The organism is Sphingobacterium detergens (assembly GCF_003610355.1).
In the GTDB taxonomy this organism is placed as follows: domain Bacteria; phylum Bacteroidota; class Bacteroidia; order Sphingobacteriales; family Sphingobacteriaceae; genus Sphingobacterium; species Sphingobacterium detergens.
Map to the genome: position 1 here is coordinate 403,367 of NZ_RAPY01000003.1, position 13,852 is coordinate 417,218.

Genomic DNA, 13,852 nt, shown 5'->3' on the forward strand with positions numbered 1-13,852 from the left:
TGACATGAAATTGGTCGGCAATGAGTAGTTTTGTATTCCATGATTTCAAATGAATAATAGATGGTTACCAAAGAACAAATATTAAATGCATTATCCTATGTTGAAGAGCCTGATCTAAAAAAGGATCTTGTAACATTGAATATGATTCAAAATATTCAGATCGAAGACCAAAAAATTGCCTTCGATGTTATATTGACTACTCCCGCCTGCCCATTAAAAGATCATATAGAGCATGCTTGCCGCAACGCCATAGCACATTTTATTGATAAAAATCTTGAAGTCCAGATCAACATGACTTCCAATGTGGTCGGTAAACAGGGAGCTCAGGTTTCAGGGATTAAAAACATCATTCTGGTTTCATCAGGTAAGGGCGGTGTTGGAAAATCAACGGTCGCTGCCAATTTGGCCCTTGCACTTCATGCAAAGGGTGCAAAAACAGGTCTATTGGATGCCGATATCTATGGTCCATCACTACCGATGATGTTCGGATTGGAAGGAGCCAAACCCGGATCTGTGGAGATGCCTGGCGGCCAGGTTAAAATTGAACCACTTGAAAAATTTGGTATAAAACTACTTTCAATCGGTTTCTTTACGGATCCCAATCAACCTATTCCATGGCGTGGTCCCATGACCACTTCGGCGATCAAACAACTTTTCAACGATGCCAATTGGGGTGAACTGGATTATCTAGTTGTCGATATGCCACCGGGAACCGGTGACATCCATATCACGGTATCACAGACTTTCCCAATCGCTGGAGCAGTTATTGTCACCACACCGCAGCAGGTAGCGCTAGCCGATGCTGTCAAAGGAATCGGCATGTTTTTAATGGACAGTATCAATATCCCACTCTTGGGAGTTGTTGAAAATATGGCTTATTTTACACCGGCAGAACTGCCAGATAACAAATACTATATCTTTGGTAAAGACGGTGGAAAACGTTTAGCCGAAGAATATAAAGTACCATTCCTTGGTGAAATACCTTTGCTTAAAGGAATTTCTGATGCCGGAGACAACGGTTTCCCTGTCGCAATAGATCAAGAAGATCCTGTAACAAAATCATTCCTGACGATTGCGGAGAAGGTTGCTCAACAACTCTCCATCATCCATAGTCAGGTTTAAATATAACAGCTATTGAGGCATAGGCTTAACAAAGCAGTCGAACTCCATCTAATGGATTGATCAACATGCCACTTTTATAAAAAACAGGGTTATCCAAAAAAGTTCGGATAACCCTGTTTTTCTTTAATTTTATTTGTATCTCCACAGCAACTTTCCAAATATTCAATGCTTAGGAGTTTCTCTGTTACTTTTTAGACCGCATATTTTTTATTAGGATCACTCTTATCTACACATCCAGTTCCAGCAAAACCGGACAGTGATCGGAATGAACTGCGTTTGCTAAAATCTGCGAAGATTTGATCTGTGCCCCTAGCGGCTTTGACACCATATTATAATCGATGCGCCAGCCCAGATTTCGTGCACGTGCACCTGCACGATAACTCCACCAAGTGTAGTTATGCGGTTCTGGATTCAAATGACGGAACGAGTCAATATATCCCGAATTGATAAAGTTTTCCATCCATTCACGTTCTTCAGGCAAAAAACCCGAAGAGTTTGCATTCGATTTAGGATTATGGATATCAATAGCACGATGACAGATATTATAGTCTCCACATACAACCAAATTAGGCTTTTCAACCAACAACTTATTGCTATATAACTGGAAATCATCCAAAAAACGATATTTAAAATCCTGTCGAACATCTCCTGTTGTTCCAGAAGGAAAATAAGTACTCATCACTGACACTTTATCAAAATCAGCACGAATGATACGCCCTTCAAAATCATAGTCTTCATGACCACAACCATATTCGACATGTGTAGGAGTAATTTTGCTGAAGATGGCCACGCCACTATACCCCTTTTTCTGCGCCGGATACCAGTAATGCTCATAACCCATTTCTTCCAGCAAAGCAACTTCCGGAATTTGATCAGGAGTGGCTTTAATCTCTTGAAGACATATGACATCTGCATCCACATTTTTCAACCAGCCTAACCAATCTTTCTTTAAAGCGGCCCGCAAACCGTTCACATTGTAGGTTACTATTTTCATTTGTTTAGATATGAGTATTGAGATATTAGATTTGAAACTTTATACTTTTTAATAATCTTTAGATGAGAATAGATCACCTATCTTGGTAAAGAAACCTGTTTGAGGCTTCAGACCTTTCAGTTCGCGTTCCAGATTAAGCGCTTCACGTCTGGTCAACACATGCATGCTCATTTTCTGGTCTACCTCCGGTCGATCATGTTTGTCGGTCTTCACAGCTGCAATCTGGTCGATCATTTCTATCCCTTTAACCAATTCACCAAATACCGTATAGTTCCAGTCCAGATGTGGAGCTCCACCTACGGTTGTATACGCTTGACGTTGTGCTTCAGAAAATTTCTTTCCGTTCATCCGGGTCTGCTCTAAGCGGTTGAGATCTTCAGGGGTGAATACTTTGCCCTGAACAAGGTAGAATTGAGAACCAGAAGATGCTTTCGCGGGATTATTGTCTCGGGCGGCACCTATTGTTCCTTTCTTGTGGAATAGTCCATCCTGGATTTCCGACGGAATGGTATAACCGGGACCTCCATTGCCTAGCTGAGCTCCACCGACCGCATTTCTTGAATCTGGGTCACCACCCTGTATCATAAAATTCTGAATAACCCGATGGAACAAAGTACCATCATAATATTTGCTTTTTGCTAATTTCACAAAGTTGTCCCGATGTTTTGGTGTTGCGTTATACAAACGCAAGACACAGGTTCCTTTATCCGTAACGATCTGCACATATTTATACTCCGGTTTAGCTGCAAATGCCATGATTTGCAAAAAACAAAATACTGTTACTAAACAAACTTTCAAAAATCTCATACCCTAGATGACGTTTAACTCTTCAAAATAATCAATAATCAGGGACTTCATAATAAGTTCCTGCTCCAATAAGGTGTAGTTAGGAATAGGTTTCACCAGCTCCCAGTGTGGCCATCCTTCTTCATCCAGTCCCTTTAGGGTATAGAACCCCATTGCGCTGAACAAACGACAGGTTGCGATATGCATCAACTCCTCTTTTTGTCGCTTTGAGAAAGTCTGTGGACCTTTTCCCAATTCCTGCACACCAATAAGGAATAAGCATACCTTGATGTCAGGCTTTTCCATATCAAATAAAGAAGCGATTTCACCCTGCAAGGTGCTCCACTTCTTGTTTACTTCTGCTGCTTTCATTTTTTTCTTTAAACAAAAAAGACAAATTCACTTGTATAGGCTTGTCATATTACCCTTTATAAAACATTATTCGCTGCCCTCTCCAAAAGTTTTCCGCTCCTTGGAATTTTTGACCATCGAAAATTAGGAATTAATTCACGATATTCAGATAATATCAATGTCATTTACGAGGAAGGGGATACCTCCGCGATCACCTCCGTACAACGCTTGTCAATCATTTGAAAAACGGGGTCAAACAAATTATCATCAAAATACGGATCAGGAACGATATCATCATCTAAAAACAATTGCACCTTCTCCAAATCATCTTTGTTTTCCGCCTGTGCACAGACATCCGCAAAATTCTGACGATCCATGACAAAAATAAGATCATATTCATTAAAAAATGCAGGTTGGAAATGTCTTGCTCGTTGTCCAGAGATATCGACCCCATATTTTTTTGCAATTGCAATTGCCCTTCGGTCGGGCGCCTCACCAATATGCCAGTCACCTGTACCTGCAGATTCCACAATCCAGTTTAATTGTTTATCTTTTACTTTTTGCTTCAATATCCCATGTGCCAATGGCGAACGACAGATATTTCCCAAACAGACCATTAAAATTTTCATCGAAATACTTTTTTTAAACCATGCAACCTAAAGAGCAATACGATAAGTCGACTATCTCCATTGCTATCAACATTCGGACAGATCGTTTGTTATTGACTTCCTAATAGCCCTCTAAACTTCCATGGATATAATTATACAACAATAACCCCTAAACTTGTTCCAGCTCATTTTTCCAAACGGGACCAGTTTCTCTCAACATTATTGCACAAAATAACTAAACTTAAACTATTAAAGAAACAAGCCTGATGAAATCGTACTTTCCGGTTACAATTGGAACATCCGGATGCCCCTAATATCCACACATTTTCAATTAAATTTTCATGCATTCAACCATTCACACAAAAGTTTATGACAGTGCGCACAATAGGGGATGATATTATGTACCACAATCTTCATCACCAGATGCTAGTAAGGGGTATTTTTTCCGTAATAAATGCGCCAAAATCCGTAAAGATTTTGCTGGCTCCAAGGACAAAAACGACACCCTTGAATAAAAAAGGTGGCCTAACCTTACGGTTAGAACCACCTAAACTATATTAATCAACCAATTCTTAATTCATTTTTTAATATTCCACTGGGAAGCTGAGTTGAACTGCTCCACCTTGCGGAGATACACCTTTTAAGCGTACAATATTACGCTGAGTGGCACCCAATGCAGATTCTACATCATCAACACTATTGACAGCTTTTCCATTGATCTCAGTAATGACCAAGCCTCTTTCGACACCGAAGTAATCAAATATACCACCACGGTTTACTTGTGTCACCACAACACCGGAGTTTACACCCAATTCTTTCTTCTTCGCTGCAGAAGCAGGAATAAAGCTTGCACCTAATTTGTTGTAGATTTCAGTTGCGCTTTTCGAAGCTTTTCCGCTCGCGCCAGAAGCTGATTTCAGCGACTCCTCACCTTTCAATGTCAAAGAAACCTGTTTTTCCTTACCCTCACGTTTGTAGGTAATATTCACTTTATCACCCGGACGTAAGCGGCCGATAGTTTCACTTAATACAGGGGAACCTGTAATCAACTTACCATTGACCTTCGTTAAGATGTCTCCCTTTTTAATACCAGCAGCTTCAGCAGCTCCACCAGCGACTGCCTCATCCACATATAATCCATTAATCTCTGTAATACCTTTTTCTTTGGCCAATTCCGAGGTTATAGGCACATAACTAACACCAATATAACCACGTTTTACATTACCAAATTCAACAAAATCATCCGCAATTTTTTTCACCAAATTAACCGGAATCGCAAATCCGTAACCAGCATATACTCCTGTTGGTGACGCAATCGCTGAGTTAATACCTATTAATTCACCAGATGCATTCGTTAATGCACCACCACTATTCCCTTTGTTGATAACGGCATCTGTCTGTATAAAAGATTCAATAGCCGAGCTTGCAAGTGGCTGCTCTGAACCACCCCCAAAAGGGTTACCGCGTTGCTGTTGTCCCTCTCTTAATATACCGATATCGCGGCCTGTAGCACTGACGATACCCGCAGTCACCGTAGACTGTAAACCAAGCGGATAACCAAAAGCCAATACCCATTCACCCACATTCACATTATCCGAATTACCCATTTTTACAACAGGAAGACCTTTGCCTGCAACTTTCAATAGTGCAATATCAGTATTGGGATCACGTCCGATCAATTTTGCTTCAAATGTACGTTTGTCTGTCAGTACCACCTCGATCTTATCCGCATCCTCTACCACGTGATTATTGGTAACGATATAACCGTCATCCGAAATAATAACACCTGACCCCGAGGCCTGTACTGGCTGTGCCTGCATCTGGCGGCGTCCACCGCCCTGTGGCATACCAAAAAATTCTTCAAACATATCAAAAGGAGAGCCCTGTGATTGTTGGGAACCTTTTCTACTATATGTTGTCTTAATATGTACCACACCTGGAGCTACTGCAGCCGAAGCTTGTGTAAAATCAGGATTACCTGTAGAAGACATCACACCTGTACCTGTAGGGTTATTGGCAAAATAAACTTTCTGTTTGTCTTCGAAAGACATACCATCGAGTTTTTTATTCTCAATAAGCTTGTAACCACCTAATGCTACTGCTCCACCGAAAACAGCTGTTAATAGCGTTAAACCGACCTTATTCATAAACTTATCTATATTTTAAATTGTCTTAATATAAGCTGATAATTTTTGCTCTTAAAATTACCGATTTTATTCGGATATGTTCAAATGTAATACCATTTCAAGGCCTTCGGAAAATCCGACACGTTAAAAAATGTTAATTGCTAGACAAATGCAATAATTTTAACAAATCTTAACTTTCCACCGATTTTTTGTAACAAAAAAACGTATTTTTGTTACTACAAATCAACATAATGGCATCGAAAGTAAGATTTTCAAAATATCAAGGAGCGGGAAATGATTTCATTTTAGTGGACAATCGCAACAATTCCTTTAACCGTGCAGATGAAGCACTGGTCAAAAACCTTTGTGACCGCAGATTTGGCATTGGTGCAGATGGTCTTATGCTGCTCCAAAACAAAGAAAATTACGACTTTGAGATGATCTATTATAATGCAGATGGACGTGAAGGCAGCATGTGCGGTAATGGTGGGCGTTGTATTGTAGCGTTTGCACATGACCTAGGCATTATTACTGACAATACTGCCTTTTTGGCAGTAGACGGCATACATCATGCTTCCTTATCATCCGATCTTGTCAACCTACAAATGATTGATGTTAGCGAATTTGGTCGCGACGGCGATGCCTACATCTTGCAGACCGGCTCACCCCACTATGTTTCCTTCGTTACAAACCTGAAAGAGAAAAATGTTTTTCAAGACGGTTTTTCGATCCGCAACAACACGACCTATGCCAAAGAAGGTATTAACGTCAACTTTATAGAAAAAGAAGAAGATGGTTATTTCCTCCGTACATTTGAGCGCGGTGTAGAAGACGAAACTTATGCCTGTGGCACCGGTGCTACTGCAGCAGCAATGGCGGTAGCGCTACAAGCAGATCTTCAGGGTGATATCAATATCCCAATTCGTGTATTGGGCGGCCAACTGTATGTCTCCTTCCATAAAGACGGACACCATTTTACAGAGGTTTTCCTCAAAGGCCCAGCCCAATTTGTTTTTGAAGGTATTTTTTAGTCGTTAGATAGAAATATTACCCATTGATACATTCAAGCATATGAATAGGCTATCTATATATTTGCTTGAGCTTTTATCCACATCTTCCGCTAGCTATATTTTTTAATTTTCGTTCGGCAAATTGTGATTAATGGTATATTTTATTGTATATTAGATACCTTTATTTACAAGGTCCGCTATTTTTAATGCAACAGTCAAAGTCATTTCCAGTATATAAAATCGTTTATTCTATCTGTGAGCATCCCTATCTTGGCTATCTCATTGAGCCACACATGGTCAAACTAAATCCCAATGGGACTTACTCACTACGATATCAACGTATATTTAGCAATACTGTAGATGCCTATGCTGCAGAATTGGATGAGGTAGACTACAAGCTCATCCGACTGCTCGACGATATCGAACAGACAAACCTCATCAAAAAGTACTATAAAAAAGCAATCAGACCCGTAGACTTCTTCTCTAAAGTTTTTGATAAAAAACTCTATGACCTGTTGCGCCCAAAGATTGATGAAAAGATGATTCAATTCTTTGAGTCTATCGGAGATAAGCCTCTTTTCATGATGAGTAAAGATGGTTATCCAGCAGATCAGGAAATTAAACGCGCAACATCCGCGGCCTCTATCTTATTTCACTTTCGCCGAACCGAAGAAGAAACACGTTACTTCCCAACCATAAAGTACGAAAACCAGCGTTTGGAGTTTATGTTTAAAAATGCTATTGTATTAACCAATGCACAGGCATGGCTAATTTTAAACAATACATTATACTATTTTGATCAGGCCCTGGAAGGAAAAAAATTGAGTCCCTTTCTCAATAAACGATACATTTCTGTCGGAAGAAGTACCGAAAAAAAATATTTTGAAACTTTTGTCTGTGGATTGATCGAGCGTTACCATGTTTATGCAGAGGGTTTTGAAATACAGACACATCAGCATCAGGCTATCCCTCTACTGCATTTAATCTATGTGGAGGAAGGTGCTTCACAATTACAATTGCAATTCAAATATGGCCCCCATACCTTTACCGCAGGAGCTGAAAATAAGGTGACCGTCCGAATGGAGTATAACGAGGAGAAAGACCAGTATATCTTTCATCGGGTCAAACGATCTTTACAATGGGAGGAACAACAGCAGGAGAATCTTAAATCCTTGGGCTTAGAGGACCTTGACCGCCAACTTGGATTGCTTGCACCATCTATCCAATCCGGAAAACGCATTTCAATATTTGATTGGATAAATAATCATCAGGAACAAATAAAGGCCCTGGGATTTCAAATTATACAAAACAGTGAACAAAAACGCTTTTTCATAGGACATACCTCATTGGACATCGCTATTGATGAGGATAATGACTGGTTTGATATCAGTGCTATCGCTAAATTCGGCCCCTACGAAATCCCCTTTATTCAGTTAAGAAATCATATTCTAAACAATATTAAAGAATTCACTCTGCCAAATGGTGAAATCGCTATGATTCCCGAAGAATGGTTTGCACAATACAACCATCTCTTTCAGTTTTCTGCCGACAGACATGAGCTTAAATTAAACAAAGTCCATATCGGACTGCTCTTTGAAATCAGCGAACATACCAAATTGGTTTTCAATCGTAAATTGCAAAATCTCGCTACTTTCGAAGAAATTGTGGATATTCCCGAGCCAAAACACTTCAAAGGTAATCTCCGGCCTTATCAGAAAGCAGGATATAACTGGTTCAACTTTCTGAAACAATATAAATTTGGGGGCTGTCTCGCAGATGACATGGGATTGGGTAAAACCATACAAACCTTAGCCTTATTGCAACAACAGAAAGAACAGATTGTCGATCAGCAGGAAATACATACATCACTCCTGGTACTACCGACCTCACTTGTTTACAACTGGCAGAAAGAAGCTCATCAATTTGCTCCCCAGCTCAAAATCCATTTGCATACAGGAAACAATCGCATTAAAGATGCCTCATTGTTCTCCAAATACGATCTAATTATCACAACCTACGGCATTGCACGTATTGATGAAGATATATTGAGTAGCTTCTATTTTAATTATATCATCTTGGATGAAAGCCAGAATATTAAAAATCCGACATCAAAATCTTTTAAGGCCATAAAAAGTCTGAAGAGCAAAAATAAACTGGCTTTAAGTGGAACACCTGTTGAAAACTCTGTTTCTGATCTTTGGGCACAGATGCACTTTACCAATCCCGGTTTATTGGGAAGTTACACCTATTTTCAAAAGGAGTTTGTGCAGCCAATTGAAAAGAAAAAGGATGAAGAAAAAGCACAACGCCTTCAGGCGATTGTCAAACCTTTCATTCTAAGACGTACAAAAGATCAGGTCGCAAAGGAACTACCGCCCAAAACAGAACAAGTGCTCTATTGTGAAATGACCGATAAACAATCGGAACTTTATGAGAAGGTCAAATCTGAGTATCGCAATGCCATTCTTGATGGACAATTGGACAACAAACCAAAATCAACACAGATTGCACTATTACAGGGACTGACCAAACTTCGTCAGCTCGCCAATCACCCTAGAATGGTCGACGAGGACTTCTTGGGTGATTCGGGAAAATTTGACGCCGTCATCGAAACTCTCGAAATGGTGATGCAACGCGGGAATAAGGTCCTTATTTTCTCCCAATTCGTCAAACAGCTCAATATCTTTAGGCAATATTTTGATAAGAAAGGGACAAATTATGCCTATCTGGATGGAGGTACCAAAAACCGCGATGAAGCGGTGAGCCAGTTCCGCAAAAATAACAACACCAAATTGTTCTTAATATCGATCAAAGCTGGTGGTGTAGGACTCAACCTGATTGAAGCGGATTATGTTTTTATACTAGATCCATGGTGGAATCCTGCGGTAGAACAACAAGCCGTAGACCGTTCACATCGTATTGGACAGACACGAAATGTATTCATCTATAAATTTATCAGTAAGGATACCGTAGAAGAGAAAATATTAGCGCTACAGAACCGTAAGAAATCCATTGCACAAAGCCTCATTACGACAGAAGAGAGTTTTATAAAATCACTTTCTCAGGAAGATTTACACGAGCTTTTGGCATAATCTAAAGCGATCAATTCTTGTATTCATTAATTTTCGACATATAAACCGAAGGACGAATACCCGTTACACGCGTAAAGATGTTACTGAAAGATGATAATTCGCTGTAGCCAATCCGCATAGCGATTTCCAGAATAGAATAGGTATTTTCAGCCATCAGCTCCAAGGCTTTTGCAATGCGTATAGCCCTTAAAAACCTGATATAGCTGATGCCCATGTCTTCCTTAAAAAGTCGGGAAAGGGATCTACTACTCATTCCAAACTGCGCCGCCACTTGTTCGATAGTAAAGGCTTGATCAATATACATGTTTAAATATCGGGCAATACGCCGAAGCTTTTCGCTTTTAGGATAAGGATGTTGCATAGGAAATGCATCTATCGGCGGACTCATCTCAGGAATAATAGCCATCATCGCCCGTAGTAAACAATACCTTGAATAGCTGGTCTTTCTACTGATTCCCCCTTCCCAATCTCTCGCAAACAAGAACATCTCTCGCATCAGGTCGTTGCTTAAAAATATATTGGGATCTAAAAGAACCGGATGAACTCCCTCCTGTTCTTTAAAGTAAAAGCTATACAAGTGAATATGAGAACTGGAACTTTCCAGATGATAAGCAGTATTGGCGGGAATCCACATGTAAAACCGCCCCGGCAAATACCAATGTTTCGTGGCAGTAAAAACATGTATAATACCACCGTCCGCATAAAGTAATCGTGCTTTCTGATGTATATATTCACGGGAATCAATCCGATCTACATGTGTATGACACACATAAAAGTCGTATTCATTGTCATCAATAACCCCTAATTGTTCCTGTTCCATGATTTAAAATTACATTTTTTTGTCATGTGGCGCAAATGAACAAATATCCGTCCGACTATACAAAACTAAACTCCAATCGACAGCAGTATCTTTGTACACAGTTTCACTCCTTGCTTACAGTTGTATCCTATACAGCGCATCCAAGCAATCTCGATTCATGAACAATTTGTCATCCTATTTTGGAAATTGCTGGTTGAAACATGGGATACAAATCACCCATACCTTACCAGGAGAGTGGATGAAAAAGCATTTAAATATTCATAAAAACAATAATGGGTAAAGAAGAGAATAAAGATAAGACAAAGGGATTTAATAAAGTTTTAGTTGTATTTGCCGTGACCTTACTGCTCGTAGGGATCGGCATTTTGGGTAGACATCTGCTATTTACTAGTCAGCACGTAACGACAAACGATGCTCAGATAGATCAGTACGTTACACCAGTTGCAAGTCGAATAGCGGGCTTTGTGAAAGAAGTCAGATTTGAAGAAAATCAATATGTACATCGTGGCGACACCTTATTACTCATCGATGCCAGCGAGTATCAGACCAAAGTAGATATGGCGAATGCCGAACTTCGAAGTAGTCAGCGGAATGCCGAAGTGATTGTCAAAAGCACAAATGTTACCGCCAATAGCATTTCTGTCCAAAAAGCAAAATTAGAGGCTGCCAAAGTGAGTGTATGGCAAACGGAACAAGATTATAGACGATTTAAAAATTTGTTTGAAGCAGATGCTGTGGCCAAACAACAATACGATAATGCCAAGGCAGCATATGAAATTTCTTTGGCGCAACTCAATGCCATACAGGAAGAATACAACGCTGCACAATTAAATACAAGCAAAGAAAAAGCCAACGAGCTACCTGCCAGAGCAAATATCGATATTAAAAAAGCTGCAAAAAACAATGCGGAGGTCTTCCTTTCCTATACCATAGTGACTGCACCTTACAATGGTTTTGTTGGGAGAAGAACAATCCAACCCGGACAATTTGTTAAAGAAGGACAAACTTTAGTCAATGTTGTCAGTGAAGAAAAATGGATAAATGCGAACTTTAGAGAGACCCAACTAGCGAATCTCACCGAGGGTACCGAGGTGAATATACAAGTAGATGCCTTTCCAAATTTACATCTCAAAGGAATCATTCACTCTTTTTCTCCAGCCTCGGGGTCTAGATTTTCGGTCATACCTCAGGATAACGCAACCGGAAACTTCGTTAAAATTGAACAGCGCATACCGATCAAAATTATCTTTTCACCAAAACAGGACCTGACAAAACTACGTGCTGGAATGAACGTCGTAGTTCATTCCGCTCACCAATCTTAATCATTCATGAGTTCAAATACATCTTTATATTATAAGTGGGTACCCGAATGGATTAAACTTCCCATGATGATTTTGGCCATGTTTCCACATCTCATGTTAATGTCCCTTTTTCATTCCAATACAGCTTTTACAGCTTCCACATTAGCGATCGAAATGGAGGATATACAGTATTTTCTTTCATTGATGTATGGTGCTATTGTTGTAGCACTATTGATATTTCACCGACTATTTGCATTCTTTCGGGTAAGGACATATATACTTTTGACCTGCACGGTATCCATCCTCATACTATTAGCCATCTCCCTGACCAGAGATCCATTTGTCATTGCTGTGCTCAGAGTGCTTGAAGGCATTTTCTGTGTACTTGAAGGGGCCTGTTTTCTTCCCTTGCTGATGATGCAAATCAGGCATTCCAAAAGTCGAACCATTGCCTATTTCTTCTTGTACACTTTTATGCTGACAGGTGGCACCATAACAACCTCCCTTCTAAAAGAAAGTATTATGGATTATGGCTGGGAAGATATGATCCATGTTGTACTCTATTGGCATTTGATGGTCATCGCCATTGCTTTACTACTCTTGAATAACAACAGATTAAGCCGAAAATTCCCACTTCATCAATTGGATCTGGTCAGCTGTCTCTTTCTGTTACTTTCGTTAAGTTGTGGTGCATATGTATTAATTTATGGCCGAAAATATTATTGGTTCGAAAATGAGACAATCTCGATTAACCTCGCACTTTTCCTTATTTTTGGTGCACTTTTTATCATCAAACAACATCTCGTAAAACGACCCCTATTTCATTTTGAAATTTTGAGCTATAAGAACATTATTTTTGGTGTTATCTTATTTTTCTTATTTTATTTAATCCGAAGCAGTCTCAACAATGTCTACACCGTCATGGCCAATGTATGGAAATGGCCCTGGCATTACATCGTCGATATCCAATACATTAATGTACTGGGGACCATAGTGGGAGTAGGTAGCTCAGGCATACTCTTACTGCGTGATGTATCACCGAAATACATTTTCGGTCTGGGGTTTCTGCTGTTGACCACATCCTGCTTTTTGTTTGTTCCCACGTTCTACCCCGATACTACAGTTTGGGTTATAGGATTGCCACTATTTATTCAGGGAATCGGACAGGGCTGGCTCTTTACACCACTTGTGATCTATATTATAACAGGGGTTGCTCCACATCATGCAGGCAATGCAGGTTTAATGGGTACGACCGTTAGATTTTGGAGTACCAATATTGGTTTTGCGCTGATTCAGAACATCAGTTACACCTTAAATCAAAAACATTTCATCCAGATCGAACAACACTTAAATATGAGCAACCCGATCACGGTCACCTATTGGAGCGCTTTGGTCGAAAAATACCTGGGAACATACAGCGATCAATTGGCAACTAATCTCGCCAGCAAAAGTCTACAGGCAACACTAAGTCAACAGGCATCTCTGATCAGTAATATGGAGATATTTACTTATCTCGGGATATTGGGAGCATTTATCACGCTGATCATTTTTCTATTTACCCCAGCTAAAGCAATGTTCATGCGGTTGCGGATTCCATACCTATAAAAAAAGCTGTTGCAATAAGTCGCAACAGCTTTTTTTT

Annotated in this window: 11 protein-coding genes; 5 read left to right on the top strand and 6 right to left on the bottom strand. The window is 39.8% G+C overall.

The window, feature by feature from the left end; translation table 11 throughout:
• The first annotated feature begins 60 nt into the window (after positions 1–60).
• Positions 61–1,122: an Mrp/NBP35 family ATP-binding protein gene (locus DFQ12_RS17305; RefSeq protein ID WP_120260304.1), complete on the top strand. Its 1,062-nt coding sequence runs from the start codon at positions 61–63 to the stop codon at positions 1,120–1,122.
• A gap of 226 nt (positions 1,123–1,348) precedes the next feature.
• Here DFQ12_RS17305 and DFQ12_RS17310 read toward each other — a convergent pair whose 3' ends face one another.
• The 5 genes from DFQ12_RS17310 to DFQ12_RS17330 form a co-directional block, all read right to left on the bottom strand.
• Positions 1,349–2,116, bottom strand: a complete 768-nt coding sequence (locus DFQ12_RS17310; protein WP_120260305.1) for an exodeoxyribonuclease III — start codon at positions 2,114–2,116, stop codon at positions 1,349–1,351.
• 48 nt (positions 2,117–2,164) lie between these two features.
• Entirely contained in the window at positions 2,165–2,872 is a 708-nt protein-coding gene (locus DFQ12_RS17315; RefSeq protein WP_244211774.1) for a peptidylprolyl isomerase, read from the bottom strand.
• A 54-nt stretch (positions 2,873–2,926) separates the two neighbouring features.
• Entirely contained in the window at positions 2,927–3,274 is a 348-nt protein-coding gene (locus tag DFQ12_RS17320) for a hypothetical protein (RefSeq protein ID WP_120260307.1), read from the bottom strand.
• Positions 3,275–3,438: 164 nt separating this feature from the next.
• Positions 3,439–3,882 (bottom strand): low molecular weight protein-tyrosine-phosphatase, encoded by a 444-nt coding sequence (locus tag DFQ12_RS17325; RefSeq protein ID WP_120260308.1) that lies wholly within the window; start codon positions 3,880–3,882, stop codon positions 3,439–3,441.
• A 563-nt stretch (positions 3,883–4,445) separates the two neighbouring features.
• Positions 4,446–6,008 carry a Do family serine endopeptidase gene (locus DFQ12_RS17330; RefSeq protein ID WP_208642577.1) on the bottom strand — a complete coding sequence of 521 codons (1,563 nt, stop codon included), beginning with the start codon at positions 6,006–6,008 and terminating at the stop codon, positions 4,446–4,448.
• Positions 6,009–6,238: 230 nt separating this feature from the next.
• Between DFQ12_RS17330 and dapF the strand changes: the two genes are divergently transcribed.
• On the top strand, positions 6,239–7,018 hold the full coding sequence (dapF, locus tag DFQ12_RS17335) for a diaminopimelate epimerase (protein WP_120260310.1): 780 nt from the start codon (positions 6,239–6,241) through the stop codon (positions 7,016–7,018).
• Positions 7,019–7,203: 185 nt separating this feature from the next.
• Positions 7,204–10,089, top strand: coding sequence for a DEAD/DEAH box helicase (locus DFQ12_RS17340; protein ID WP_120260311.1), 2,886 nt, complete (start codon positions 7,204–7,206; stop codon positions 10,087–10,089).
• A gap of 10 nt (positions 10,090–10,099) precedes the next feature.
• Here DFQ12_RS17340 and DFQ12_RS17345 read toward each other — a convergent pair whose 3' ends face one another.
• Positions 10,100–10,909, bottom strand: a complete 810-nt coding sequence (locus tag DFQ12_RS17345) for a helix-turn-helix transcriptional regulator (protein WP_120260312.1) — start codon at positions 10,907–10,909, stop codon at positions 10,100–10,102.
• Positions 10,910–11,181: 272 nt separating this feature from the next.
• On the opposite strand from DFQ12_RS17345, the gene DFQ12_RS17350 reads away from it, so the two are divergent.
• Positions 11,182–12,231 (top strand): HlyD family secretion protein, encoded by a 1,050-nt coding sequence (locus tag DFQ12_RS17350; RefSeq protein WP_120260313.1) that lies wholly within the window; start codon positions 11,182–11,184, stop codon positions 12,229–12,231.
• Between the two features lie 6 nt (positions 12,232–12,237).
• On the top strand, positions 12,238–13,815 hold the full coding sequence (locus DFQ12_RS17355; protein ID WP_120260314.1) for an MFS transporter: 1,578 nt from the start codon (positions 12,238–12,240) through the stop codon (positions 13,813–13,815).
• Positions 13,816–13,852: the final 37 nt, after the last annotated feature.